Annotated in this window: 26 protein-coding genes; 17 read left to right on the top strand and 9 right to left on the bottom strand. The window is 70.4% G+C overall.

The window, feature by feature from the left end; genetic code table 11:
- Nucleotides 1–3 precede the first annotated feature (3 nt).
- On the bottom strand, nt 4–1,131 hold the full coding sequence (locus ACTMTF_RS26235) for an ArsA family ATPase (RefSeq protein WP_397005917.1): 1,128 nt from the start codon (nt 1,129–1,131) through the stop codon (nt 4–6).
- On the bottom strand, nt 1,128–2,129 hold the full coding sequence (locus tag ACTMTF_RS26240) for an ArsA-related P-loop ATPase (RefSeq protein ID WP_441113059.1): 1,002 nt from the start codon (nt 2,127–2,129) through the stop codon (nt 1,128–1,130). The genes ACTMTF_RS26235 and ACTMTF_RS26240 overlap by 4 nt, the downstream gene beginning before the upstream one ends.
- Before the next feature lie 78 nt (nt 2,130–2,207).
- On the opposite strand from ACTMTF_RS26240, the gene ACTMTF_RS26245 reads away from it, so the two are divergent.
- Genes ACTMTF_RS26245 through ACTMTF_RS26260 form a run of 4 tightly spaced genes read left to right on the top strand, consistent with a single transcriptional unit; the run spans nt 2,208 to nt 4,448 of the window.
- Nucleotides 2,208–2,363, top strand: a complete 156-nt coding sequence (locus ACTMTF_RS26245; RefSeq protein WP_165959776.1) for a hypothetical protein — start codon at nt 2,208–2,210, stop codon at nt 2,361–2,363.
- Nucleotides 2,360–2,818, top strand: coding sequence for a RidA family protein (locus ACTMTF_RS26250; protein WP_441113060.1), 459 nt, complete (start codon nt 2,360–2,362; stop codon nt 2,816–2,818). The genes ACTMTF_RS26245 and ACTMTF_RS26250 overlap by 4 nt, the downstream gene beginning before the upstream one ends.
- Nucleotides 2,819–2,856: 38 nt before the next feature.
- Nucleotides 2,857–3,663 (top strand): NUDIX hydrolase, encoded by an 807-nt coding sequence (locus ACTMTF_RS26255; RefSeq protein ID WP_441113241.1) that lies wholly within the window; start codon nt 2,857–2,859, stop codon nt 3,661–3,663.
- The gene (locus ACTMTF_RS26260; RefSeq protein WP_441113061.1) at nt 3,660–4,448 is read left to right on the top strand and encodes an MBL fold metallo-hydrolase; all 789 of its coding nucleotides are present in this window, start codon (nt 3,660–3,662) and stop codon (nt 4,446–4,448) included. Before ACTMTF_RS26255 ends, ACTMTF_RS26260 begins: the two co-directional genes overlap by 4 nt.
- Here ACTMTF_RS26260 and ACTMTF_RS26265 read toward each other — a convergent pair.
- The gene (locus ACTMTF_RS26265) at nt 4,430–5,110 is read right to left on the bottom strand and encodes a Crp/Fnr family transcriptional regulator (protein ID WP_441113062.1); all 681 of its coding nucleotides are present in this window, start codon (nt 5,108–5,110) and stop codon (nt 4,430–4,432) included. The two genes, ACTMTF_RS26260 and ACTMTF_RS26265, sit on opposite strands and share 19 nt — an antisense overlap.
- Before the next feature lie 250 nt (nt 5,111–5,360).
- Here ACTMTF_RS26265 and nth point away from each other — a divergent pair, with 250 nt between their 5' ends.
- Together nth and ACTMTF_RS26275 are read left to right on the top strand one after the other, a co-directional pair.
- Nucleotides 5,361–6,116, top strand: a complete 756-nt coding sequence (gene nth / locus ACTMTF_RS26270) for an endonuclease III (protein ID WP_397005907.1) — start codon at nt 5,361–5,363, stop codon at nt 6,114–6,116.
- 85 nt (nt 6,117–6,201) lie between these two features.
- Nucleotides 6,202–6,849, top strand: coding sequence for an NUDIX hydrolase (locus ACTMTF_RS26275; RefSeq protein WP_441113063.1), 648 nt, complete (start codon nt 6,202–6,204; stop codon nt 6,847–6,849).
- On the opposite strand, the gene ACTMTF_RS26280 is transcribed toward ACTMTF_RS26275, so the two are convergent.
- Entirely contained in the window at nt 6,826–7,344 is a 519-nt protein-coding gene (locus tag ACTMTF_RS26280) for a HEAT repeat domain-containing protein (RefSeq protein WP_441113064.1), read from the bottom strand. The two genes, ACTMTF_RS26275 and ACTMTF_RS26280, sit on opposite strands and share 24 nt — an antisense overlap.
- An 81-nt stretch (nt 7,345–7,425) precedes the next feature.
- On the opposite strand from ACTMTF_RS26280, the gene ACTMTF_RS26285 reads away from it, so the two are divergent.
- Nucleotides 7,426–8,616, top strand: coding sequence for a MarP family serine protease (locus ACTMTF_RS26285; RefSeq protein ID WP_441113065.1), 1,191 nt, complete (start codon nt 7,426–7,428; stop codon nt 8,614–8,616).
- A gap of 10 nt (nt 8,617–8,626) precedes the next feature.
- Here ACTMTF_RS26285 and ACTMTF_RS26290 read toward each other — a convergent pair whose 3' ends face one another.
- The 4 genes from ACTMTF_RS26290 to acs form a co-directional block, all read right to left on the bottom strand.
- Nucleotides 8,627–9,070, bottom strand: coding sequence for a DUF309 domain-containing protein (locus ACTMTF_RS26290; protein ID WP_397005899.1), 444 nt, complete (start codon nt 9,068–9,070; stop codon nt 8,627–8,629).
- Nucleotides 9,067–9,987, bottom strand: coding sequence for an alpha/beta fold hydrolase (locus ACTMTF_RS26295; protein ID WP_397005897.1), 921 nt, complete (start codon nt 9,985–9,987; stop codon nt 9,067–9,069). The genes ACTMTF_RS26290 and ACTMTF_RS26295 overlap by 4 nt, the downstream gene beginning before the upstream one ends.
- A complete protein-coding gene (locus tag ACTMTF_RS26300) occupies nt 9,977–10,405 on the bottom strand; it encodes a phage holin family protein (RefSeq protein ID WP_397005895.1) in 429 nt (142 codons plus the stop codon). The genes ACTMTF_RS26295 and ACTMTF_RS26300 overlap by 11 nt, the downstream gene beginning before the upstream one ends.
- 373 nt (nt 10,406–10,778) lie before the next feature.
- Nucleotides 10,779–12,752 (bottom strand): acetate--CoA ligase, encoded by a 1,974-nt coding sequence (gene acs / locus ACTMTF_RS26305; RefSeq protein WP_441113066.1) that lies wholly within the window; start codon nt 12,750–12,752, stop codon nt 10,779–10,781.
- A 316-nt stretch (nt 12,753–13,068) separates the two neighbouring features.
- Between acs and ACTMTF_RS26310 the strand changes: the two genes are divergently transcribed.
- The 8 genes from ACTMTF_RS26310 to ACTMTF_RS26345 all read left to right on the top strand — a co-directional run bounded on the left by ACTMTF_RS26310 (nt 13,069) and on the right by ACTMTF_RS26345 (nt 20,788).
- A complete protein-coding gene (locus ACTMTF_RS26310; protein WP_441113067.1) occupies nt 13,069–13,848 on the top strand; it encodes an oxidoreductase in 780 nt (259 codons plus the stop codon).
- A 708-nt stretch (nt 13,849–14,556) separates the two neighbouring features.
- A complete protein-coding gene (ssd, locus tag ACTMTF_RS26315) occupies nt 14,557–15,606 on the top strand; it encodes a septum site-determining protein Ssd (protein ID WP_441113068.1) in 1,050 nt (349 codons plus the stop codon).
- Nucleotides 15,603–16,763, top strand: a complete 1,161-nt coding sequence (locus ACTMTF_RS26320) for a TadA family conjugal transfer-associated ATPase (RefSeq protein WP_441113069.1) — start codon at nt 15,603–15,605, stop codon at nt 16,761–16,763. Before ssd ends, ACTMTF_RS26320 begins: the two co-directional genes overlap by 4 nt.
- Complete coding sequence (locus tag ACTMTF_RS26325) at nt 16,760–17,470, top strand: type II secretion system F family protein (protein ID WP_441113070.1); 711 nt, start codon at nt 16,760–16,762, stop codon at nt 17,468–17,470. Before ACTMTF_RS26320 ends, ACTMTF_RS26325 begins: the two co-directional genes overlap by 4 nt.
- 337 nt (nt 17,471–17,807) lie before the next feature.
- Nucleotides 17,808–18,443, top strand: coding sequence for a type II secretion system F family protein (locus tag ACTMTF_RS26330; RefSeq protein ID WP_441113071.1), 636 nt, complete (start codon nt 17,808–17,810; stop codon nt 18,441–18,443).
- 553 nt (nt 18,444–18,996) lie between these two features.
- Entirely contained in the window at nt 18,997–19,320 is a 324-nt protein-coding gene (locus tag ACTMTF_RS26335) for a DUF4244 domain-containing protein (RefSeq protein WP_441113072.1), read from the top strand.
- A gap of 92 nt (nt 19,321–19,412) precedes the next feature.
- The gene (locus ACTMTF_RS26340; protein WP_441113242.1) at nt 19,413–19,697 is read left to right on the top strand and encodes a TadE family type IV pilus minor pilin; all 285 of its coding nucleotides are present in this window, start codon (nt 19,413–19,415) and stop codon (nt 19,695–19,697) included.
- Nucleotides 19,698–20,410: 713 nt separating this feature from the next.
- A complete protein-coding gene (locus ACTMTF_RS26345) occupies nt 20,411–20,788 on the top strand; it encodes an Rv3654c family TadE-like protein (RefSeq protein WP_441113073.1) in 378 nt (125 codons plus the stop codon).
- A gap of 74 nt (nt 20,789–20,862) precedes the next feature.
- On the opposite strand, the gene ACTMTF_RS26350 is transcribed toward ACTMTF_RS26345, so the two are convergent.
- On the bottom strand, nt 20,863–21,243 hold the full coding sequence (locus ACTMTF_RS26350; protein ID WP_441113074.1) for a winged helix-turn-helix transcriptional regulator: 381 nt from the start codon (nt 21,241–21,243) through the stop codon (nt 20,863–20,865).
- Nucleotides 21,244–21,411: 168 nt separating this feature from the next.
- Here ACTMTF_RS26350 and ACTMTF_RS26355 point away from each other — a divergent pair, with 168 nt between their 5' ends.
- Nucleotides 21,412–23,643: an LLM class flavin-dependent oxidoreductase gene (locus ACTMTF_RS26355; protein ID WP_441113075.1), complete on the top strand. Its 2,232-nt coding sequence runs from the start codon at nt 21,412–21,414 to the stop codon at nt 23,641–23,643.
- 65 nt (nt 23,644–23,708) lie between these two features.
- Entirely contained in the window at nt 23,709–24,392 is a 684-nt protein-coding gene (locus tag ACTMTF_RS26360) for an FMN-dependent NADH-azoreductase (protein WP_441113076.1), read from the top strand.
- The last annotated feature ends 62 nt before the right edge of the window (nt 24,393–24,454 follow it).

A 24,454-nucleotide genomic window follows, 5' to 3' on the forward strand; every position in this document is an offset into this window, starting at 1 on the left:
CTTTCATGCCTCAGCCAGGAGCTCTCCGATGCGGCGCAGGCCCTCCAGGTCGTGGACATCCCCGGCCATGGCGGCCACCTGCGCGACCGGCACCGTTGGGTGCGCGCTGACGAAGTGCTCCTGCTCCCGATGCTCGCGCGCGGCGAGCTGCATCCTGCCGGTGTGAAGGCGCAGCACGGCAGCGGTCAGCTCGTGCTCGCCCTTGGCCGCCAGATCCTCCGCCGCGGCGGCGCTGCGTACTCCTGAGAGCGTGGCGGCGGGTGATCTGTGCACCCGGTTGACCACCAGGCCCGCCAGCGGCATGCGCTCTTCGGCGAGCCGCTCGACGAAGTAGGAGGCCTCACGCATCGCGTCGCGCTCAGGGGCGGCCACGACCAGGAAGGCCGTGCCCGGCGCCTGGAGCAGCCTGTACGTCAGCTCGGCTCGCTGCCTGAAGCCGCCGAAGACCGCGTCGAGCGCCGAGACGAACGTCTGCAGGTCCGTGAGCACCTGGGCGCCGAGCAGCTTGGTCATGGCGCCGGCGACGATCCCGAAGCCGGCGTTGAGCAGCCGGAAGGCGTTGCGTCCACCTGCCTTGGCCGGCGCGGTCAGCAGGCGGATGAACCGGCCGTCGAGGAAGCGGCCGAGCCGTTCGGGCGCGTCGAGGAAGTCGAGCGCGGACCGGGAGGGCGGCGTGTCGACGATGATCAGGTCCCACTCGTTGGAGCGGCGGAGCTGGCCCAGCTTCTCCATCGCCATGTACTCCTGGGTGCCGGAGAAGCTCGACGACAGCGACTGGTAGAAGGGGTTCGACAGGATCTGGCGGGCCCGCTCGGGGTCGGCGTGCGCCTCGATGATCTCGTCGAAGGTGCGCTTCATGTCGAGCATCATCGCGAACAGCTGACCGCCGCCGTCGCTCTCGCTGATCAGGCGCGGGGTGTTGTCCAGCTCGGTCAGCCCCATCGACTGGGCCAGGCGCCGGGCCGGGTCGACCGTCAGCACGACCACGCATCTGCCGCGTTCGGCGGCCCGCAGCCCGAGGGCGGCGGCCGTGGTGGTCTTGCCCACGCCGCCCGCGCCGCAGCAGACGATGATCCTGGTGCCTCGGTCGTCGAGGATGGCGTCGATGTCGAGGACGGCGGGCTTCTTCACGCTGCTCCCTGGGTGCGGATGCTCTCGGCCAGCTCGTACAGCCCTGCCAGGTCGACTCCCTCGGCGAGCAGCGGCAGCTCGTAGCGGGGGAGCGCGGCTTCGCTGAGCGACTCGCGTTCGGCCTGCTCCAGCTCGGTGCGGCGGGCGTGCTCGACGATCTCCTCGGCGAGTGCCTCGGCGAGGGAGGTGGCGTCGGTGCTGTCGGCCAGCCCGGCGGACTTGAGGCCGAGCGTGAGGTCGCCGACGTCGAAGCGGCCCTGGGCCGCCGCGTCGAGGGTCACCTGGGGCAGGAGGCTCTCGCGCACCATGTTGATGAAGATGCCACCGGTGGGCAGCCCTGCCCCGCGTACTTCGGCGATGCCGTCGAGCGTCTCCTGGACCGGCATCTCCTCAAGCAGGGTCACGAAATGCACCGCTGTTTCCGGACTTTTCACGACCCCGTGGACCAGGTCGGAATGGTTTTTGATCGGGCCGACCTTGGCCAGGCCGGCCACCTCCTGGGTGACGTTCAGGAAGCGCGTGATGCGGCCGGTGGGCGGCGCGTCGAGGACGACCGCGTCGTACACCCGCTTGCCGTCCTTGCCACGCCGGCGCACGGCCTCGGTGGTCTTGCCGGTGACCAGCACGTCGCGGAAGCCGGGGGCCAGGGTGGTGGCGAAGTCGACGACGCCCATCTTGGTCAGCGCCCGTCCAGCCCTGCGCATCCCGTAGAACATCTCCATGTACTCGAGCATGGCCTGCTCGGGATCGATGGCCAGCGCGTACACATCACCCCCGTCGGGGGCCACGGCGATCCTGCGCTCCTCGTAGGGCAGCGGCGGCAGGTCGAAGATCTGTGCGATGCCCTGCCTGCCCTCCACCTCCACGAGCAGCACCTTGCGGCCGCCTGAGGCGAGAGCCAGGGCGAGGGCGGCGGCGACCGTCGTCTTGCCGGTGCCGCCCTTGCCGGTGACGACGTGGAGTCGCACGCCGTCCCAATCCGTGTCCGCAGAGTCCACGACTTCGAGGCTACCGAACGGTCACTTGCTGAAAGTCCGTGAGCACCCTTTGAGATTGCTCACACTACGCTGAGCCCCATGAAGAAATGGGAGTACCTCACGGCCCCGGTGCTGATTCACAACACCAAGATGATCCTGGACAACTTCGGCGCCGACGGCTGGGAGCTCGTTCAGATTCTGCAGGGCGCCACGCCCGAGCAGCTTGTCGCCTACTTCAAGCGGGAGAAGCAGTGAGTCCTGAGCAGAAGATCGCCGACCTCGGGCTGATGCTGCCCGAGGTGGTCGCCCCGCTGGCGGCCTATGTGCCCACCGTCCGCACCGGTGACCTGGTCTACACCTCGGGCCAGGTCCCGATGGTGGAGGGCAAGCTGCACCAGACCGGCAAGCTCGGCACCGACCTGGGCGTCGACGAGGGCCGCGCGCAGGCCCGCATCTGCGCGCTCAACGCGGTGGCCGCGCTCAAGGCCGAGGTCGGCGACCTGGCCAAGGTCAAGCGGATCGTCAAGGTCGTCGTCTTCGTCGCCAGCGCTCCCGACTTCACCGAGCAGCCCCAGGTCGCGAACGGGGCGAGCGAGCTGCTGGCCGAGGTGTTCGGCGACGCGGGCAAGCACGCGCGCAGCGCGGTGGGTGTGGCCGCCCTTCCGCTCGACGCTCCGGTGGAAGTGGAGATCATCGCAGAGGTCTCCTGAGCCGGATATGTCACCATGACGGGGTGAATGTGGCTGCTATTCGGTTCCCCGATGAGCTCGCCGAGCGAGTGAGGGGCGTCCTGGCCGGACGCGTCGAGCCGGCCCCCGCGCGGGACGCCGCCACGGTGGTGATCCTGCGCGCGGGCCATCCCGCCGGCATCCAGGTCTACCTGCTCCGCCGCAAGGCCACCATGGCCTTCGCAGCGGGTGCGTACGTCTTCCCCGGCGGCTCGGTGGACCCGCGTGACACCGACCAGGCCGTGGCCTGGGCGGGCCCGTCACCGGCTTACTGGAGCCGGGCCTTCGGCACCAGCGAGGCGGTGGCCAGGGGCTTGGTCTGCGCCGCCGTACGCGAGACGTTCGAGGAGTCGGGCGTGCTGCTCGCCGGCCATGCCCCCGGCTCCGTCGTCGAGGACACCACCGGCGACGACTGGGAGGCCGACCGGCTGGCGCTGATCGACCGGTCCCTGGCCCTGGCCGATTTCCTGGCCAAGCGCGGCCTCGTGCTCCGCGCCGACCTGCTCAAGCCCTGGGCGCACTGGATCACGCCCAGGGTCGAGCCCAAGCGCTTCGACACCCGCTTCTTCGCCGCCGTGCTGCCCGAGGGCCAGCGCACCCGTGACGTCGGCGGCGAGGCCGACCAGGTGATCTGGCAGAGCCCGGCGGAGGCGCTCGAGCTGGCGCGCAAGGGGGAGATCTTCCTGCTGCCGCCCACCCACCGCACGCTCAGCGAGCTGGCCGGACACGCCGACGTGAACTCCGTGCTCGCGGCCGAGCGGGAGATCGTCACGATCATGCCGGAGGTCGTGGAGGTCGACGGCGAGTTCAGGCTGGTGAGCCCATGAGCGGCCTGTACATCCCGCTGGACACCCCGGACGGCTCCCGCACCGAGCACGCCGAGAACCTGCTCGCGCCCAACCCGTCGATCATGACGCTCGACGGCACCAACACCTGGGTCATCGGCACGCACGACGTGGTCGTCGTCGACCCGGGCCCGGACGACGAGGCCCACCTGCGCAGGGTCCGCGCCCACCTGGGCGAGCGACGGGTGACCGAGATCCTCCTCACCCACGGCCACCTCGACCACAGCGGCGGCGCCAAGCGCTTCGCCGAGCTGGTGAACGCCCCCGTGCGGGCCCTGGACCCGCGCCACAGGCTGGGGGAGGAGGGTCTGGCCGACGGGGACGTGGTGACCGTGGACGGGCTGGAGATCCAGGTGTACGGCACGCCGGGGCACTCCTTCGACTCCCTGTGCTTCTGGCTGCCGGCGGACCGGGCGATGCTCACCGGCGACACCGTGCTCGGCCGGGGCACCACGATCATCGCGAGCGACGGCGGCCTGGCCGACTATCTGCGCAGCCTCGACAGACTCAGGCTGGCGGCCGAGAGCCTGGAGGCGCAGGCGCTGCTGCCCGGCCACGGCCCGGTGCTGCCCGACCCGATCGGCGCGCTCGACGGCTACATCGCCCACCGGCGCGAGCGGCTGGAGCAGATCAAGGAGGCGCGCAGGCAGGGCGCGCGCACCCCCAGGGAGATCGTGAAGATCGTCTACGCGGACGTGGACAGGTCGCTCTGGCCCGCCGCCGAGATGTCGGTGCGGTCCCAGCTCGACTATCTGGAGCGGTTGTAGAGCCGGTCGATGTCCAGGATGACGACGGCCTTGGCCTCGATGCGCAGCCAGCCACGCTGGGCGAAGTCGGCCAGGGCCTTGTTGACCGTCTCGCGGGAGGCGCCCACGAGCTGGGCCAGCTCCTCCTGGGTGAGGTCGTGGTGGACGCGCACGCCGTCGTCGGTTTTGGTGCCGAACCGCTCGGCCAGGTCGAGCAGCTGCTTGGCCACCCGTCCGGGCACGTCGGTGAAGACCAGGTCGGCCAGCACGTCGTTGGTCCGGCGCAGCCGCTGGGCGAGCGCGCGCAGCAGGTGCAGCGCCACCTCGGGGCGGCCGGTCAGCCAGGGGCGCAGGTCGTCGTGACCCAGCCCGGCCAGCCGCACGTCGGTCAGCGCGGTCGCCGTCGCGGTGCGCGGTCGCGGGTCGAACAGCGACAGCTCGCCGAACATCTCGCTCGGGCCGAGCACGCTGAGGAGGTTCTCGCGTCCGTCGGGCGACGTGCGGGAAAGTTTGATCTTGCCGTCCAGCACGACGTAGAGGCGGTCACCCGTCTCGTTCTCGTGGAAGAGGGTCTGTCCCTTGGCCAGCTGGACCTCGGTGATGCTCGTGCGCAGCGCCGCGGCGCTCTCGCGGTCGAGCGCGGCGAACAGGGGAGCCTTGCCCAGCACATCTTCGGTGTTCACTCTGCCTCCTCTGCTGCCATTGTGACGCACCCCACTGCAGGCGGCACACATAGGTTAGAGGAATGCCCGATGGGCCAGGCTCGCCTCGTGTGTCGTAAGCCGGATGATTCGCGCGCTCTGTCGACCGCGGTGATCCCCAAGGCGAAGTGTACGAACAAAACCGGTGACATGCTTACTCGTACCCTTTCTTCGGCCCCTCTCCCCAGCCGTCAGGGGCGCGAGCAGGAGCTCGGGGTTTTACCCTTGCGGCATGGCGACGAACGTGGCGGGTGCGCGCAGGCGTAAGCCGGAGACCCGGCTGGGACTGGTGCGGCGGGCCCGGCGGATGAACCGGATCCTCGCGGAGACCTACCCGGACGCCCACTGCGAGCTCGACTTCGGCGACCCCTTCCAGCTCCTGGTCGCCACGGTGCTGTCGGCGCAGACCACCGACGTGCGGGTCAACCTGACCACCCCGGCCCTGTTCGCCCGCTACCCCACCCCCGACGACATGGCCGTCGCCGACCCCGAGGAACTGGAGGCCATCATCAGGCCGACCGGCTTCTTCCGGGCCAAGGCCAGGTCACTCCTCGGGCTGTCGGCCGGCCTGCGCGACCGCTTCGGCGGCAAGGTGCCCAGGACGCTCGACGAGCTGATCACCCTGCCGGGAGTGGGCCGTAAGACGGCCAACGTCGTGCTGGGCAACGCCTACGACCCGGAGACCGGCGAGCCGTTCGGCGTGCCCGGCCTCACCGTCGACACGCACTTCCAGCGGCTGGTCAGGCGCTTCGGCTGGACCGACGAGACCGATCCGGTCAAGATCGAGCAGATCGTCGGCGAGCTCATCCCCAAGAACGAGTGGACCGTCTTCTCGCACCGGGTGATCTGGCACGGCCGCCGCATCTGCATCGCGCGCCGACCCGCCTGCGGCGTCTGCCCGCTCGCGGCGCTCTGTCCCTCGTACGGCACCGGCCCCACGAGCGTCGAAGAGGCCCGCAAACTGGTACGACCCGGCCCCTTCTCCTGATCCGGGGAAACCCTCAGGGCCTGGTACGCCCGCCACCTTTCCTGATCCCGGGAAGTCCTCAAGGCCCTGCTGTGTTGGAGGTTGCGTGACTGACGTGCCCGACTGGCTCACCCGACTGGCCGCGCAGGCCGCCCGGACCCGTGTCCCCGCCATGCTGCGGCCGCCCGCGCGCGGTGGGCGGGCCGCGGCGGTGCTGCTGCTGTTCGGCGAGGGGCCGCTCGGCCCCGACGTGCTGCTCATCCAGCGCAGCGCGCACGGGCGCAGGCACGCGGGCCAGCCGGCCTTCCCCGGCGGCGGCGTGGACCCGGAGGACGACGGGCCGGTCGCGGCGGCGCTGCGCGAAGCCGAGGAGGAGACCGGTCTCGAACCCGGCGGGGTGCGCGTGCTGTGCACGATGCCCGAGCTCTACGTCGGCCACAGCGACAACCGCGTCACCCCGGTGGTCGGCTGGTGGCACACCCCGTCGGCGGTGCACGCGGCCTCGCCCACCGAGGTCGAGTCCGTCGAGCGGGTGCCCGTCGCCGAGCTGGTCGACCGGGACAACCGGATCGTGCTGCGGCACCCCAGCGGGTTCGCCGGGCCGGCGTTCCGGGTGCGGGGCATGCTGGTGTGGGGGTTCACCGCGATGGTGCTCGACGCGGTGCTGCGCGAGGGCGGGCTGGAGCGGCCCTGGGACCGCGACCGGGTGGAGGAGATCCCGCCCGACGTGCTAGACCTCGCGGCCCGTGGCTAGCGCGACGCCGAGCGAGGCCCAGCCGGCCACGTCGGCGTCGCTGTCGCCGGTCAGCCTGCGCAACATGTCCAGCCCGGCCCGGTCGGGCGGGTTGCCCAGCACGTGCTGCAACGCGTAGGCCGCGCCGTACCTCACCCTGGAGTCGGAGTGGCCGGCCAGGTCGATCACCGAGGGCAGCGAGCGCGGGTCCGCCAGGTGGCCGAAGGCGATCAGCACCGAGTAGAGCACCATGGCGTCGTCCTCACCGGCCGCCAGATAGCGCAGGACGGGCAGCGTGCGGTCCACGTACGCGGGGAGCATGCCGAGGATGTCGACGCCCAGCAGCCGCTCCGCGACGCTGTCGGCGGCGCACAGCCGCCGCGCCTCGATGAAGCACTCGAGATCGCCCCGCTCCCGCAGCACGGAGATGACCTGCCAGCGCACCGGTCCGTCGGGATCGGGGTCGTCGAGAGCGGCCTCGATGAGCTCGCGAACTGTTCTCGGGGCCGGCGGCATACTGATCACGGTAGCCAGCGCGGTAACGCACCCTGGCGGAAGACGTGCACACTTGACCAGATCCCTGGTTAGCTTTGAAGAGTGCGCGGTGATCTGCTTGACCTCATATTGATCGGCCTCGTGATCGCCTTCGGCGTCTCGGGTTACCGGCAGGGCTTCATCATCGGCGTCATGAGTTTCGTAGGGTTCGTCGGCGGGGCGGTGCTCGGTGTCTTCATCGCGCCACCGATCTCCAGGGCCATCGTCGACGGCGACACTCCGCAGGCACTGCTCGCGATCGTGATCGTCTTCCTGTCCGCGACGATCGGTCAGTTCGCCTCCTCCACCATCGGGGCCGTGGTGCGCAGCCACGTCACCTGGGAGCCCGCCAAGGTCGCCGACGCGGTCGGCGGCACGTTCGCCAGCGCGCTGTCGGTGCTGGTGATCGCCTGGCTGATCGGTTCGCTGGTCGTCTCGACGTCGTTCTCCCCGCTGGTGGACCAGGTCAAGGGGTCGCTGCTGCTCACCACGGTCGACGACGCCATCCCGCAGGCGGCGCGCAACTGGCAGCAGCCGTTCAAGAAGTTCATCGACCGCTCGGAGTTCCCGCCGGTCTTCGACGCGATCGGCGCCGGCCACATCGTGGACGTGCCGCCGCCCGCGCAGAGCGTCCTGCAGGGCGCCAAGCTGGGCCGTGCGCAACGGGCCATCGTCAAGGTGCAGGGCAACGCCGAGAGCTGCAACAAGCACATCGAGGGCACCGGCTTCGTCTACGCCAGGGACCGCATCATGACCAACGCGCACGTCGTCGCGGGCGTGACGCGCGACCTGCAGGTCATCGACTCGGAGAACCAGCGCCACGCGGCCAAGGTCGTGCGCTACAACCCCCGTCGTGACATCGCCGTCCTGTACGTCCCGGGGCTCAACCTGCCGACCCTGGCCTTCGACGGCAGCGCCGAGAAGGGCGACAACGCGATCATCGCCGGGTTCCCCAAGGGCAAGGGCTTCACCGCCGAGCCGGCCCGCATCCGTGGCCGCCTCGACGCCGAGGGCCCCGACATCTACCGCAGCTCCAACGTCACCCGCTCGGTGTACGCGGTCCGCGGCAGGGTGCTGCCGGGCAACTCGGGCGGCCCGCTGCTCACCGTCGACGGCCGGGTGTTCGGCGTGATCTTCGCGGCGGCGATCAGCCAGGAGGAGACCGGTTACGCGCTGACGGCCGCCGAGGTCAAGCCCGACGCCGACCGGGGCCGTATCGACACCACGGCCGCCGACACGCAGGGCTGCGACTGACCCCCGCCGGTCAGCCCGGCAGGGCCTTCAGGACCAGCCTGATGGCCTGCGCCGGGTCGCTGTCGTGGCTCAGCCCGGAGGCCGCCCTGCCCACCGCGTCGTACGGCTCGCCGTAGCCCTGCACGCGGGCGGCTCCCCGGCCGAAGAGGGTCAGCGCGCCGCGCCCGTTGCCCCGCTGCAGGTGCGTCAAGCCCACGCAGATCTGCGCGAGCCCCTGCCACAGCTCGCGCTCCTCCTCCGGAGCGCACTTCCAGCGCCCCTCGAACACCTCGTGCGCGTTGAACGGCAGGCCCTCGCTCAGGAACCGGCGGCCGTCGGCCAGCGCCTGCTCGCTGCTCGGCGCGTAGTCGTCGGGCACCCTCGGCAGGCCCGGCGAGCCGTGCGGAAGCGGCCGGCCATAGGCGTCTCGCGGCCGGGAGTTACGCGGCCGTCCCTCGGGATCACGGTCTCTCATCGGTCGGGCTCCGGGTCCGCCAGCCAGCCGAGCAGCTCGTTGTCGAACACCTCAGGTGCCTCCTCATGAGGGTAGTGGCCCGCCCCTTCGAGCAGCCTCCACCGGTACGGAGCCGCGACGTAGCGGCTCGATCCCTGCGCGGTGCGCGGCAGGATGCACCGGTCCTGAGCTCCGTGCAGTTGCAGGGTGGGTGCCTCGATCTCGGTGCGCATGGCCTTGGCGTAACGCAGCCCGTCGGGGCGGAACTGGGAGCGGCCGAACCACCGGTGATACTCCAGCGCGCAGTGCGCCACGGCCGGGATCTGGAAGGCCTCACGATAGGTGCCGGCGGTCTCCTGATCCGGCCAGCCGGGCCGTGACCAGCCGTCGAGCAGCTTGCCGACCAGCGCGGCGTTGTCGCGGGTCAGCCGGCGCTCAGGCAGCAGCGGAAGCTGGAAACCGAGCCGGCGCCCGCTCGCCCTGAGCTGCCCGACCGGGTCGCCGAACACCGAGCTGCGCAGCCGCAGCGGATGCGGCGCGGACACGGTGACCAGCCGGTATACGGACTTGGGCTCCAGCACCGCCATCGTCCAGCCGAGCAGGCCGCCCCAGTCGTGGCCGACCACGATCGCCCCCGTCTCGCCGAGCGCCCGGATCAGCCCGGTCGCGTCGGCGGCCAGCGTGGGCAGGTCGTAGCCGCGCGGTGGCTTGTCGCTGCCGCCGTAGCCGCGCAGGTCCACCGCGACCGCCCGGAACCCCGCCGCAGACAGGGACCTCAGCTGCCGCCGCCAGGTCCACCAGAACTGCGGGAAACCGTGCAGGAGCAGCACCAGCGGGCCGTCACCGGCCTCCACGACGTGGAAGCGGGTGCCGCCGGCGTGCACGGCACGGTGTGTCCACGGCCCCTCGATCCGGACGACCCCCTCGTCAGGTGCCATCACGGCTCACCGGCCCGGCCACCGGGAGAGGCTGCTCCTCCGGTGTGGCGATGTCCTTCAGGCCCTTGAGCGATCTGGTGGTCCGCTTCATCCCGGCCAGGCCCTTGAGCCGGCGCATCCCGATGAAGACCAGCAGCCCCGCGACGATCAGGTAGAACACCGTCACGATGAGAAAAGACGCCCACAGGGGCAGCCACTCTGCCAGCAAGAACGCGATCGTGAACGAGGCCAGGATCAGGCACAGGTGCGCGATGAAGGCGGCGCCGGCGAACAGGCCACCCGCCGTGCCGACCCGCTTGGCGTCGAACCTGAGCTCGGCCTTGGCGAGCTCGATCTCCGAGCGGACGAGGTCGGAGATGTGACTGCTCGCCTGAGCGACCAGCGAGCCCAGGGATTCTTCCTCGGGAGTCTGCGGCATGAACGTCTCCTATCGAGGCCTGGTGGCCGTGTCAATCATCATTCAGCGCTTTCGTACCTCGTACGTAAATCGGCGCTGTCGTATGTCCCGGCGGCGGAGCCCTCGCGACGGCCTCGCCGGTCCGAGCCGCACAGCCGGCCGGCCGAACACCCCAGGAACCTGCCCACCACGAGCCCCGCAATCACCACTCACAGAACTACCCGATCAAAGAACATAGCGCCGAGGGCTGACGCGCCCGGCGTCACCCCGAGCGTGTGCCCCGAGCCTGTACCCCGAGCATGTAAGGAGCCTATCCACGGGCCGGGCCGGTAACAGGCGCGGCCGTACATCCCGAAATTTCGAGATGTACGGCCGATTGCCGGACTTTGTGGGCTTACTCCTCGGTCTTGGCCGAGGGGAGCTTCTCCGAGATCAGGTTCATCACCGTGCTGTCGGCCAGCGTGGTGACGTCGCCGATGCTGCGGTTCTCCGCCACGTCGCGCAGGAGACGGCGCATGATCTTGCCGGAGCGGGTCTTGGGCAGCTCAGGGACCACCAGGATCTGGCGCGGCTTGGCGATCGGGCCGAGCGTCTTGGACACGTGGGCCCGCAGCTCCCCGGCTATGTCCGCGCCCTCCTCGGCGCTGCCGCGCAGGATCACGAACGCCACGATGGCCTGGCCGGTGACCGGGTCGGTGGCGCCCACCACGGCGGCCTCCGCCACCTTCGGGTGGCTGACCAGCGCGCTCTCCACCTCGGTGGTGGAGATGTTGTGGCCGGAGACCAGCATGACGTCGTCCACGCGGCCGAGCAGCCACAGGTCGCCGTCCTCGTCCTTCTTGGCGCCGTCGCCGGGGAAGTACATCCCCTCGAACCTGCTCCAGTAGGTGTCGATGTAGCGCTGGTCGTCGCCCCAGATGGTGCGGAGCATGGCCGGCCACGGCTCGCGGATCACCAGGAAGCCGCCGCCGCCGTCCGGCACGCTGTTGCCCTGGTCGTCGACCACGTCCGCGCTGATGCCGGGCAGCGGCCGCATGGCGGCGCCGGGCTTGGTCGCCGTGACGCCCGGCAGCGGGCTGATCATGATCGCGCCCGTCTCGGTCTGCCACCAGGTGTCCACGACCGGGCAGCGGTCACCGCCGATGTGCTCGCGGTACCAGACGTAGGCCTCCGGGTTGATCGGCTCGCCGACCGACCCCAGAACGCGCAGGCTGGACATGTCGAACTTGGCGGGGATGTCGTCGCCCCACTTCATGAACGTCCGGATCGCCGTCGGAGCGGTGTAGAGGAGCGTCACCTTGTACTTCTGGACGATCTCCCAGAACCTGCCCCGGTGCGGGGTGTCCGGCGTGCCCTCGTAGATCACGCTCGTCGCGCCGTTGGCCAGCGGGCCGTACACGATGTAGGAGTGCCCGGTCACCCAGCCGATGTCGGCCGTGCACCAGTAGATGTCCTTGTCCGGCTTGAGGTCGAAGACCGCGTCGTGCGTCCAGGCGGTCTGCGTCAGGTAGCCGCCGGTGGTGTGCAGGATGCCCTTCGGGTTACCGGTCGTGCCGCTGGTGTAGAGGATGTAGAGCGGGTCCTCGGCGTCGTTGGACACGGGGGTGTGCTGGTCGCTCTGCCGGTCGACCACGTCGTGCCACCACACGTCGCGCTCGTTGACGGCGACCTCCTGGCCGGTACGGCGCACGACCAGGACGTTCTCCACCTGCGGGCACTCCGCGACGGCCTCGTCCACCGTCGGCTTGAGCGCCGACGGGGCACCACGGCGGTAGCCGCCGTCGGCGGTGACGACGAGCTTGGCGTCGGCGTCGTGGATGCGGCTCTTCAAGGCGTTCGCGGAGAATCCGCCGAACACCACCGAGTGGATCGCGCCGATGCGCGCGCAGGCCAGCATCGTGATCGGCAGCTCAGGGATCATCGGCAGGTAGACCGCCACCCGGTCGCCCTTGCCCACACCCAGCTCCTGCAGGGCGTTGGCCGCCTTGGAGACCTCCGCCTGCAGGTCGCTGTAGGTGAGGGTGCGGCTGTCGCCCTCCGGCTCACCCTCCCAGTGGTAAGCGACCTTGTCGCCGTGACCGGCCTCGACGTGACGGTCGACGCAGTTGTAGGCGACGTTCAGCTCTCCGCCGACGAACCACTTGGCGAACGGGGGGTTCCACTCCAGGGTGGTGTCCCACCGCTTCGTCCAGGTCAGCCGCTCGGCGGCACGGTCCCAGAAGCCGAGATTGTCGGCGGACGCCTCGGTGTAGGCGTCCGCGGTCACGTTGGCGGCCGCCGCCAGGTCGGCCGGTGGCGCGAACCTGCGGTTCTCGTGCAGCAGGTTGGACAGCGCCTGGGGTTCGTTGCCGGGGGTCTCCGGGGCCACCTCGTGCTCCTTCTACGGCCAGATGGGATAGGTCGTCTCCCACTTCACCAGGTCAGGGCCCTCCACCACAAGAGGTCTAGACAGGTCTGTACCGTTGACTGGAGCGGCCGCCTTGTCAGTCAGGACGCATGACAAAAGCTATTAAAACGTTGTCATCTCGGGATCCATTAATTATGGAACGAAGCAATGAAGCAGCCTTTTTCGTGCTTTTTGGGTCCCCGTACGGGTTTACGGGGATTGCTTCTTGCCAGGTCGCGTCAGCGTCGGCGTCGCCTGCCAGCGGGTCCGGGCGGGCTCGCGGGTAGGGTCGGGTCCTGTGACTGACCCTTTGGCCGCGATCGCGCAGCTCCCCGGTGTCGGCGAGGCGGTCGACGCCGCCCGCGAGGCCGTGGACCGGCTCTACCGCCACCGTGTCCTGCGCCGTGCCAGCCCGGCGGTGTCCACGGAGTCCTCCCTGCGTGGCGCCCGTGCCTCCGCGGCGATCGAGGGCGTGGACGTACCTCTTGAGTCCCTGCGCAGGGACGAAGCGCACGATCCGGTCGTACAGGGCGCCCTGCGCGCGTCCGCCGAGCTGGGCCGGCTGGGATCCACCTGGCGGCGGGCACCCAGGCAGGTGCTCGCCCGGCTACACACCGTGGCCGCGGCGGGCCTGGCGGACGAGCCGGACCTGGGCCGCCCCCGAGCCGTCCCGGATGCCCCGGATCCTCTGGGCCTGGGCCCGGCGCCGACCGTCGAAGAGGCGTCAGCTCGTCTGGAAAGCCTTTTCACCCTGCTGTCCGCCCCGACGAAGGCGCCGGCGCTCGTGCTGGCCGCCGTCGTGCACGCCGAGCTGGCGGTGCTGCGGCCGTTCGGCACGGCCGACGGCGTCGTCGCGCGAGCCGCCGAGCGGCTCACCCTGGTGGAGTACGGCCTGGATCCCAAATCGCTGGTCGCCGTGGAGGTCGGGCATCTCGATCAGCCGTACGCCGAGGGCTTGCGCGCCTACCTGACAGGTACGCCCGAGGGGGTGGCGCAATGGATACAACAGTGTGCCTCGGCGGTCACGCTCGGTGTACGCGAGACGGCGGCGATCTGCGAAGCGATGCAGAGGGGCTGACCGCGGCTGGTGGCATAGCTGACGGCGTCTCAGTCATGAGACGCCGTCTGCCGGTGCATCACACCGGGTTACCAAGCGTGCACCTCTATTCGTCGGATCGGGTCAAGCCCGTCTCGACGCGCCTCCCGCGGCTGGTCGCGCGTGGGTGCCCGGTGGATGCACCCGGACAACTGGTCCGTGACACCTTTGTACGACGGATCCGCCCTGATGGGAACCCCTGGGACCAAGACCTTTACCCGGCCATGGCGGCTACGCAGCGTGCATGGCCGGGGGGTGCTCGCGCGTGGCGGTCATCAAGCCGTGACGGTCACTGACAGTGATCATCTTTATGTGATCGTTATCTCATTGGCAAAAAACTTGGCGAAAACGCGAGTTTGCTCCTCGACGAAAGTCGAGTCGATCGGGCAGCATACGGGGGTATCACCCGAAACTGCAGCGAGTGTGCATGGGGATTGGTTTCCACTCCCTTGCTGTGCCGTGGTCAAGTGATGAAAGCTTTCTTCTGAAACGGGACCGGCTCTACCCCCCCAGAGCCGGACCGGTCAGGCGACCCCCGCTCTCCCCCCCGGCGGGGGTCGCCCCTTTTTCCCGGGCTTTTCCACAGCCTGTGCGGCCAGAGAGCCCTCTGTCCACAGAATCCCGTTCGCCTCCTCGCGGCGGCCCTGGGTTCGCGCATGGTTGACCTCCCCGAACGACAGGGAGGCCCGCATGCACCGCCCACTGGTCATCACCGAGGATCGAGACCTGCTCGACGACCTCGTCCGCATCGCCGCCGCGGCCGGAGCGCAGCTCGACGTCGCCCACGTCCCGGCCCACGCCCGCCCCTTCTGGAGCCTCGCGCCCCTGGTGGTAGTCGGCGCCGACCTGGCCGACGCCTTGGCCGCCGCCGCGCCGCCCGCCCGCGACCGGGTTTTTCTGGTGACCCGCGATCCCGATCATCCGGACACGTGGCGAAGATGCGTCACCGCGGGCGCCCAGGCGGTGGTGTCGCTGCCCGAGGAGGAGCGCCGCCTCGTGGACGAGTTCGCCGACGCGATGGAGCCTCACCCGCGTGCGGGCGCCGTCCTGTGCGCGATCGGCGGCCGGGGCGGCGCGGGAGCCAGCGTGCTGTCCGCCTGCCTCGCCCTGCGCGCCTCCGGCGACCACCTGCGCACTCTTCTCGTGGACGCCGATCCGCTGGGCGGCGGCCTCGACGCGCTGCTCGGCCAGGAGGAGACTCCGGGCGCCAGGTGGGCGGACCTCGTGGCCAGACAGGGCCGCATCAGCTCCGCCGCACTCCAGGCCGCGCTGCCGTCCTTCGGCGACCTGGCGGTGCTCTCGTTCCACCGAGGCGCGACCGAGGCCATCCCCGCGCAGGCCATGCGGTCGGTCCTGGAGGCGGGCCGCCGCGGCTTCGACCTGGTGGTCGTCGACCTCCCGCGCCATCTCGACCCGTCCGCGATCGAGGCGCTCGGCCGGGCGAGCCGCACCCTCCTGGTGGCCACCGCCGACGTGCGCGGAGTCCTGGCCGCCGCCCAGGTCCTGGAGCAGGCCGGCCGGCACACGGCCGACATCCGCGCGGTCTTCCGCCCCGGCATCCTCGACCACGACGTGGCGGCCGCCTCCCTCGGCATCCCGGCAGCCGGGCAGTTGGCCGACCAACCTCGCCTGACGGCCACCCTCAACCGCGGCGACCTGCCGAAACTCGGCCCCCGCACCGTGCTGGGCGGCTTCTGCGCCGCCCTCCTCCGCGACCTGCTGCCGTCCGAGCCCGCATGAGCGCGCACGTGCCCGCACAGCTGGTCGAAGCCGTGCGCGTACGGCTCGCCCGCGCGGGAGTCGAGCCCACCGCCGCCCAGGTGGCCGTGGCCCTCCGGGCGGAGCGATCGGTCTACGGCGACGCCGAGATCCTCGCCGTCGCCCGTGCCCTGTGCGCCGACCTCATCGGCGCGGGCCCACTGGAGCCCCTCCTCGCCGAGCCCGACGTCACCGACGTGCTCGTCAACGGTCCCCGCGAGGTGTGGGTCGACGACGGGCAGGGCTTGCGCCTCACCTCGGTCACCTTCACCGACGACGGCGCGGTCCGCAGGCTCGCCCAGCGCCTGGCAGCCGCCGCGGGCAGACGACTGGACGACGCCTCCCCGTACGTCGACGCCCGCCTGACCGGAGGCGTCCGCCTGCACGCCGTCCTGCCGCCCATCGCCTCCGGCGGCACCTGCGTCTCCCTCCGCCTGCCACCGAGACGTACGTTCACGCTCGGCGATCTGGTGGCGGCGGGCACGATCACGCCGCCGGTGGTCCCGATGCTCACCACCCTGGTGTCGGGCAGGCGAGCCTTCCTGGTGACAGGCGGCACGGGCACGGGAAAGACCACCCTCCTGTCGGCCCTGCTGTCGCTGGCGGACCCGGGCGAGCGGCTTCTGCTGGTCGAGGACTCCGCCGAGCTGCGCCCCCTCCACCCACACGTGGTCCGCCTGGAGTCCCGGCCGGCCAACCTTGAGGGCGCGGGCGGCGTGAGCCTGCGCGACCTGGTGAGACAGGCGCTGAGGATGCGCCCGGACCGCCTCGTCGTAGGAGAGGTGCGCGGCTCGGAAGTGGTGGACCTGCTGGCCGCCCTCAACACCGGCCACGAGGGCGGCTGCGGCACCCTGCACGCCAACACCGCGGCCGACGTGCCCGCCCGCCTGGAGGCGCTGGGCTGCGCGGCGGGCCTGACCAGGCAGGCCGTGCACAGCCAGCTCGCCGCGGCACTGGACGTGGTCATCCATCTGACCCGCACCCGCCCCGACGGCCGACGCCGCGTCTCGGAGATCTGCCTGCTGTCCAGATCGTCGGCGGGCCTGGTCGAGGCCGTCCCCGCCGTCACCTTCGACCCCGACGGCCGCCCCTGCCCGGGCCCCGGCTACGCAGCCATGACGGCGAGCCCCGGATCATGACCGGGCTCCTGGTCGCCGCCTTTTCCACAGCCCTGGCCGTGTGGCTGTGGACAGGGCCGGAGATCGCGGCCCTCCGGCTCCACAGGCTGATCGCCCGAGAGCACGATGTCCGCCGGCGCCGGCCACATGAGCTGCTCAGACGTCCCAGCCCCGCCCGCCGTGCGGAGGCGTGGCGCCGGGCGTCGACAGAGCTGTGCCAGGCGCTGTCCGCCGAACTGTCCGCCGGTCGCACCCCGGGGGAGGCGTTGACCAGGGCCGTCTCGGCGGTGGACCTTCCCGACCCTGAGGCGCTGCGCCCGGTTCTGGCGGCGGCGAGAGACGGCGGCGACGTGTCCCGCGCTCTGGTGTCCGCGGCCCCGGCCCAAGGCGGCGAGGGGCTGATCCGCCTGGCCGCCTGCTGGGACGTGGGCGTGAGCGCGGGCGCCGGGCTCGCCGCCGTGGTCGAACGGGTCGGCGCCGCACTACGGACCGCCCAGGCCCACCGCCAGGACGTCGCCGCGCAGCTGGCGGGCCCGCGTGCCACGGCCAGAATGCTGGCCGCGCTGCCGGCTCTGGGCCTCCTCATGGGCGCGGGTCTCGGCATGCGACCGCTCGACTTCCTGCTCGGCGGCGTCCCTGGTCTGCTCTGCCTGACCAGCGGGATCGCCCTCGACGCCTGCGGCCTGTGGTGGACCCACCGGATGGCCGCACACGCCACAGAATCCTGACCGGCCCGAATCGGACGAGCAAGTGATACCGGAGCTCATTTCCACGATCTGCGCGGCTCTGGCGGCCTGGCTGTGGACGCCTGCCGCCACGCCGTCGCAACGCCTGGCGAGGCTGCGTCCCAGGTCCTACGGGACGAGCCGACGCCCTCCACAGGCACCCCTCAGCCGCTCGTCCGGCAGTGCCGGTTCTGGCGGATCCCGGCTCCGCGGAACGGGGCCTCGTGAAGCCGGGCCTCGCGGCGCCGGGCCGCACTCCGGCGAGGCGTCTTCGCTCGTCCGGCCAAGCACGGAGGAGGGTCAGTCCAGGACAATCCACCCCGGCTCCGCGGAACAGCCCTTGCCCACCTGGCTGGACGAGCCTCCAGCACGTCGGCTGACCGCCCGCACACTCATCCCCGCCGCCTGCACGGGCCTCGTCGTCGGCCTGCTCATCGGCGGCGTCGTGGGCGTAGTCGCGGCCCTGCTCCTCACCCCCGTGTCGGCCGCCACCCTCCACAAGAGAGAATCTCCGGAGCTCCAACGAGATCGCCGCCGGATCGCCGCCGACCTCCCCTTCGCCGCCGACCTCATGGCCGCCTGCCTCCTCGCCGGCCAGCCGGTCACCGCCGCCACCCAAGCATCCGCGACGGCGATAGGAGGCCCGTTGGGCGACCGCCTGAGCTGGGTCAGCGCCCAACTACGCCTCGGCGCCGACCCCGAACCCACCTGGGCCTTCCTCGCCCGCGATCCCGCCATGGCCCCTCTTTCCCGAGCGATGAGCCGAGCCGCCCAAAGCGGCGCACCCGTCGCGGACGTACTGGCCCGCCTGGCGGACGACGCCCACGACGCCACCCGAGCCGCCTCGGTGGCGGCGGCACGCAGCGTGGGCGTCAAAGCGGTGGCCCCACTGGGCCTGTGCTTCCTACCGGCCTTCGTCCTGCTGGGCATCATCCCCGTGGTCGCCGGGCTCGCCTCCGCGATCATCCTGCCGTGAGCAGTCGCCCAGCTCTCTGACTGCCTCGAAGAGCCGGGCAATCCGGACGCCCGGCCCGTCCGGCGACGCTGAGGGCAGAGCAGCCGGGTTACCCGGTCCTGCCCGTTCGGCACCGCGGAGGCCTTGCCTCTCACCCTGCCCGCATCGAAGTCCGTCCCAACTTCGGCTGCGGTCATCGGGCGTTGAAGGGCCGGCATCGGTGCTGCGAGGGAGTATCTGTGCTTCAAGGGCCAGCACCGATGCGCAAGAGGCGTTTCTCAGGGTTTGCCTTGCGCCGCGCAGCACACCGCTCGTGAGGGCCGCCGCTCGTGAGGGCCGCCTCACACAGCCCCCACCGGGGACACACCCGTCAGAGCCCGGCGAGCGCCTTGAAACAGCCCCAAACCGGCGCCGAATGGCTGTAAAGGCCCAGGCCAACTCTTCGATTGTGGATAAGCCAACGTTTTCCACAGAACGACGCTCGGCTCGTTGGCGCAAGGCCTGCTTCGGCGAGCCTAGGAATCCACACGCCGGTCACCTCCTCATGATCGGCAACTAGCACCGGGAGAAACCCATGCCTGACAGCGCCATCGGCCCGAACAAAGCCATCAACTCGGATGAGCCCAGTGTCACGGCGGACAACGCGCGGTCCTCCAGGAGGAGCGGCTTGAGGGCCCGAAGCCAGCGCCTGGGTGCCCGCTGCCAGCACTGGTGGCTCGACAGACGAGCCCGTTTCACGGGTGCCCACCAGGACCGCGGCATGTCCACGGCGGAATACGCGGTGGGTACGATCGCGGCCTGCGCATTCGCCGCGCTGCTCTTCAAAATCGTCAACAGCCCAGAGGTCAACGAGATGCTCTCGTCACTCATTGACCGCGCACTCAAGATCAACGGATGACCGCCCACCCGACGCCACTTTCAAAGACAACGCGACGATCGACATCCCGAGGCTCAGTGACGGCCGAGACCGCCGCGATGCTGCCCGCGCTCATGGTGGTCCTGGCAGCGGCGCTCTGGGCCATCCAGTCCGTAGCGGTCCAACTGGAGTGTGTCGACGCGGCGCGAGTCGCAGCACGAGCGGCCGCCAGAGGAGAGTCCTTGGACGAGGTCCGCGCCCTCGTCCGAGCAGCCACCGGCCAGAAAACCCAGGTCAACGTAAGCCGCACCCCAGAACAGACAAGAATCCACATCTCCGTCGAAGTACGACCCCCTTGGGGCCCGACACTCCCCGCAGTCCAAGTCACCGCATCCGCAACCGCCGCCACGGAGTCCTGACTCAGCGGCCATCCGTCCCGACCAGTGCCATCCCAGAGCACTCCTAGCCAATGCAAGTCCGTTCAAAATCGACAAAGTGCCGTCCACCCCGCACCCCACACCAACCCCCCGCACTCGCACTTCCGTAAACCCGAGTCCTAAGCCTGAGCCTTGAGCCGAGTTCGGAGATGAGCCCGAGCCCGAACGGTGCCGCAGGCCGCCGTCAGCACTCCGGGCACGTCATCAACACCGCCTTCACCTGGGGGCGTTGCGCGCCTTGGCCTGGGAACCGAGCAGGCACCTTGTCAGTCGGATCGTCAGGCATCTGCCGGTCCGACACACAATCAAGACGCCGACCTGGCACCACAGACAAAATGACGGCCCGCCGCTGTCGTTGGCGGTTCAGCATCTCGTCGGTGCCGGACTAGTGTTCGCCGGTCGCCTGGAGCTCAGTGGCCAGGACCGACAACTTTCTTCCGCGTCGAGCCGACGCTTTGCTTCCAGTTCGGGTCAGCACTTCGCCCCTACGTCGCGTCGGTACTTCGTTCCATGCCGGGTCGGCGGATCGCCGACGTCGGGCTGACACGTTCTCTACGGCCAGGTCGGCTTTTGTTCTTGTGTCGGTGTTCGTAGCCCGGATCCGGGTGCCACACCTGCGAGTCGGATCGGCACCTTGCCGCTAACTGGATCGACCCTTCGTTACCTACCGGATCAGAGCCCACCAAGGGAGTCAAATGTCTGCCAGACGTAGTGACAGAGGATCGGCCACCCTGTGGGCCGTCGCCCTCATGGGCCTCCTCATGGCCGTGGCCACGGCTCTCGCCATGGTGGGTTCCGTACGCGTCGCCCGTCACCGATTGAACGATGCCGCCGACCTGAGTGCCCTGGCGGCGGCCAAACTCGCCATCATCGACCCGAAGTCAGCCTGTGCTCATGCGACGGCCCTCGCTGAGGAGAACGGTGTTGCGCTGTCCAACTGCACGATCACCGGCGAAGTAGCAGACGTCTGGACGTCGCTGGAGATCTCACTCCCCGGTTTCGGTACGCGCACCCTGACCGGTAGATCGAGAGCAGGACCAGCCCGTCAAGAGCATCCCCGGCCCAGTGAATGAGGACGCTCCAGCCAGCTGGGTGTGATCATGAGCCGGCTCGCGCCGCGCGGTCCCCCCGAGACGTGGCAGCACGATCACGCACTCGAAGCGGACGCGCCGGGGTCGTCGTTCCACCGCCGGACGTAACCGGCGATGGGTTGGAGCGCGGCCAGGAGATCGGTCCCTCGCGGCGTGAGGTGATAGCGCACGGATACGGGCGTCGTGGGTACGACCGTACGTTCGACCAGCCCGGCGCTCTCGAGTTGCTTCAGTCGGAGGGTGAGCATGCGTGCGGAGATGCCGGCAACCGATGCGGCGATGTCGGTGAACCGCTCGGCGCCGCGGGCCAGGGCGAGCAAGATGCCGGGTGCCCAGCGCTGGCCGACGACCTCCAGGGCACGGCTGGCGCGGCGGCACTCAGCCTCGTCGCTGTGGTCCCACTGCGTCTGCGGTCGGGTAGGTCTTGGAGACGGCACTTACTAAACATAAGTCCATTACTGCTGAGAAGCCAGTCACTCGCCGTGCACGACAGGGGCTTCAGCGCGGGGTGAGGAGACGTCACGACAGCCTGAACGCAACTTACTTTTCGTAAGTCAGTTACTGCTTGTTTGTGGTCCCTGGTGAGGAGCCGACAGCATGGAGCCATGCCCGATTATGGTCACGAGCTGCGGTTCGGCAGCTTCATCACACCTATCAACGCCAGGCCGCAGCAGGTGGTCGACCTGGCCGTGCTGAGCGAGGACGTGGGCCTGGACGTGGTCACGTTCCAGGACCACCCGTACCAGGCAGGGTTCCTGGACACCTGGACCCTGCTGACCTGGGTGGCCGCCCGCACCTCCCGGATCCACGTCTCCGGCAACGTGCTGAACCTGCCGATGCGTCCGCCCGCCCTGCTCGCCCGGTCCGTGGCGAGCCTGGACCTGCTCAGCGGCGGCCGGGCCGTGCTCGGACTCGGGACGGGAGGATTCTGGGACGCCATCGCGGCGATGGGTGGCCCCCGGCGGACCGCGGGCGAGTCGGTGAGCGCGCTCGACGAGGCGCTTGACGTCATCCGCGGGATCTGGGCCGGTGGCGACCCCGGCCCGCTGCGCTTGGACGGCCGGTTCTACCAGGTCGGTGATGTGGAGCGCGGGCCATCCCCGGCGCACGAGATCCCCGTCTGGCTGGGCGCGTACAAGCCGCGGATGCAGCGCATCATCGGCAGGAAGGCCGACGGGTGGCTGCCCAGCCTGCCCTGGCTCAAGCCCGGCGACCTGGCGCGCGGGAACCGCATCATCGACCAGGAAGCGACCCGGGCGGGTCGCGATCCGCGGGACATCACGCGCCTGCTGAACGTGACTCCCCGCGATACGGCCGGAGACCTCGCTCGGATCGCCGTCGAGGACGGGGTGAGCGTGTTCGTCGTGGCCAGCGACGACCCGGCGGAACTGCGTCGCTTCGCCCAGAGCACCGCCGCCGAGATCCGCGAGCGCGTCGCCGAGGCCCGCTCAGGGCACGCGGCCGTCTCCCGGCGGGTCGTCGCGTTCGGTGGCGACCCGGTGCCCGAGGCCCTGGCGGCCCGGGCGCTGACCCCGGGCGACCGCGGACACGCCCGCTACACCGCTGGTTACTTCCGGGGTGCCGACCCCGGCCTGGTGTTGCGTCCGCAGACCCCCACCGAGGTGCGGGACGCCGTCCGGTACGCCGCCCGGCATCGCGACGTACCGCTGGGCCTGCTCAGCGGCGGGCACGGTCTGTCCGGACGCTCGCTCAACGACGGCGGTATCGTGATCGCTCTCGGCGCGCTCGACGACGTCACGGTCCTGGACGGCCACCGCGTCCGGATCGGTCCCGGCGCCCGCTGGGGAGACGTCGCCCGCCGGCTCGCCCCGCACGGCCTCGCGATCACCGCCGGCGATCACGGTGGCGTCGGCGTGGGCGGGCTGGCGACCACGGGCGGCATCGGCTGGTTCGTCCGGCAACACGGCCTGACCATCGACCACATCCGCTCGGTCGACGTCGTCACGGCCTCCGGCGACCTCGTCCACGCAAGCGACGACGAGAACCCCGACCTGTTCTGGGCCATGCGCGGCGCCGGCGCGAACTTCGGCGTCGCAGTGTCCTTCGAGATCGACGCCCACCCCGTCAGCGAGCGGGTCGGCTTCGCGATGCTGACGTTCGTCCCCGACGACGTCGCGGCGTTCCTGCACGGCTGGGGTGCAGCGATCGAGAACGCCCACCCCAGCGTCACCGGCACCCTCATGATCGGCCCCACCCGTCCCGGAGGTCCCGCCGCCGTTCAGGCGCTCGTCGTGGTCGACTCCGACGACCCGGACACGATCGTCGAGCGCCTCACCCCGCTCGGGGACCTGGCCCCGCTCGCCGACCAGTCGATCCAGCTCACGCCGTACAGCGCGCTGCTCACCCTTGCCCCGGAAGATGAGCTGCAGCACGGCCGCGGTGAGCCTGTCTCGCACGCCGGGCTCGTGCGGCACCTCACCGGCGAGACCACTGAAGCGATCGCCGACCTGCTGGCGACGAAGAGCAGGTTCATCCTCACGATCCGCTCCGCCGGGGGTGCCGCCGCTCACACCTCCGTGGAAGCCACGGCGTACGCCTGGCGCGACGCCAACTTTCTGATCGCGGCCCTCGGGGGCGGTTCGCCTGAGTACGAGGAGCGCTGGCGCCGTCTCCTCCCGCTGTTCGAGGGCACGTACCTCAGCTTCGAGACCGACACCGGCCCGGACGCCCTGGCACGCGCCTTCCCGCCCGCGCATCTACGACGGCTCCGGGACCTCAAACGCCGGTGGGACCCGACCGGCCTGTTCCGCGACAACTTCGCCATCGCCCCTGCGGCGGGCGCACATACACCGACCTCTGACGACACGCGGCGCTGACGTTTCCGGCCGGGCACGTGCTGCCCGGACGTTCGCCGCACCATCACACCGCCTCAAGGAGAACCATGTCCCTGTTCCGCCTCGATTCCAGCATCCGCAGCGAGGGCTCCATCAGCCGCGCTCTCGCCGACATCATCGAACGACACTGGCGCGACGCCGTGCCCGAATCCCCCGTGACCCGCAGGCACCTCGGCCTCGCCCCCCTCCCCAGCAACGCGTGGGCCGGCGCCGTCACCGCCTCGGCCACCCCCGAGGACCGGCGCACGCCCTCCCAGCGGGCCGCGCTCGACCTGGCCAGTACGCTGGTCGACGAGCTCGCCGGCGCTGACGCCTACCTCTTCGCCGTCCCGCTGTACAACTTCGGCGTGTCCCAGCACTTCAAGACCTACGTCGACCTCGTCGCCACCGACCCGCGCATGGCCACGGACATCCGGTCCGTGACTTCGGGCAAGCCGGCGGTCCTGGTCACCGTGCAGGGCGGCAATTACTCCCCGGGCACGCCCAAAGAGGGATGGGACCACGCCACCGCATGGATGCGCCGCATCCTCGCGGACGTCTGGGAACTCGAACTCGACGTGGTCACCCGCGAGTTCACCCTCGTCGGCGTCAACCCCGCCCTCGACCAGTTCGCCGACATGGCCGAGCGGATCAGGATCGACGCCGAGAACCAGGCGAGCGAGAGCGGACGTACCCTCGTGACCCGCGCTCGATCTGAGAGTGAATTGTCAGCTGGCCGGCGACCGGTATAGGCGCGCGCCGGCGTTCATCCCCCACTATCGACTCGGGACGAGGGGCTCAGAGAGATGTGGAA

The organism is Nonomuraea sp. ZG12 (assembly GCF_052068115.1).
GTDB lineage: Bacteria > Actinomycetota > Actinomycetes > Streptosporangiales > Streptosporangiaceae > Nonomuraea.

What these genes read in the sequence shown, in the direction of transcription:
- ACTMTF_RS26245 (WP_165959776.1), top strand. Translation starts at nt 2,208, where the DNA reads ATGAAGAAATGGGAGTACCTCACGGCCCCGGTGCTGATTCACAACACC.
- ACTMTF_RS26260 (WP_441113061.1), top strand. Translation starts at nt 3,660, where the DNA reads ATGAGCGGCCTGTACATCCCGCTGGACACCCCGGACGGCTCCCGCACC.
- nth (WP_397005907.1), top strand. Translation starts at nt 5,361, where the DNA reads ATGGCGACGAACGTGGCGGGTGCGCGCAGGCGTAAGCCGGAGACCCGG.
- ACTMTF_RS26280 (WP_441113064.1), bottom strand. Translation starts at nt 7,344, where the DNA reads ATGCCGCCGGCCCCGAGAACAGTTCGCGAGCTCATCGAGGCCGCTCTC.
- ACTMTF_RS26290 (WP_397005899.1), bottom strand. Translation starts at nt 9,070, where the DNA reads ATGAGAGACCGTGATCCCGAGGGACGGCCGCGTAACTCCCGGCCGCGA.
- ACTMTF_RS26295 (WP_397005897.1), bottom strand. Translation starts at nt 9,987, where the DNA reads ATGGCACCTGACGAGGGGGTCGTCCGGATCGAGGGGCCGTGGACACAC.
- ACTMTF_RS26300 (WP_397005895.1), bottom strand. Translation starts at nt 10,405, where the DNA reads ATGCCGCAGACTCCCGAGGAAGAATCCCTGGGCTCGCTGGTCGCTCAG.
- ssd (WP_441113068.1), top strand. Translation starts at nt 14,557, where the DNA reads ATGCACCGCCCACTGGTCATCACCGAGGATCGAGACCTGCTCGACGAC.
- ACTMTF_RS26320 (WP_441113069.1), top strand. Translation starts at nt 15,603, where the DNA reads ATGAGCGCGCACGTGCCCGCACAGCTGGTCGAAGCCGTGCGCGTACGG.
- ACTMTF_RS26325 (WP_441113070.1), top strand. Translation starts at nt 16,760, where the DNA reads ATGACCGGGCTCCTGGTCGCCGCCTTTTCCACAGCCCTGGCCGTGTGG.
- ACTMTF_RS26335 (WP_441113072.1), top strand. Translation starts at nt 18,997, where the DNA reads ATGCCTGACAGCGCCATCGGCCCGAACAAAGCCATCAACTCGGATGAG.
- ACTMTF_RS26340 (WP_441113242.1), top strand. Translation starts at nt 19,413, where the DNA reads ATGGTGGTCCTGGCAGCGGCGCTCTGGGCCATCCAGTCCGTAGCGGTC.
- ACTMTF_RS26345 (WP_441113073.1), top strand. Translation starts at nt 20,411, where the DNA reads ATGTCTGCCAGACGTAGTGACAGAGGATCGGCCACCCTGTGGGCCGTC.
- ACTMTF_RS26355 (WP_441113075.1), top strand. Translation starts at nt 21,412, where the DNA reads ATGCCCGATTATGGTCACGAGCTGCGGTTCGGCAGCTTCATCACACCT.
- ACTMTF_RS26360 (WP_441113076.1), top strand. Translation starts at nt 23,709, where the DNA reads ATGTCCCTGTTCCGCCTCGATTCCAGCATCCGCAGCGAGGGCTCCATC.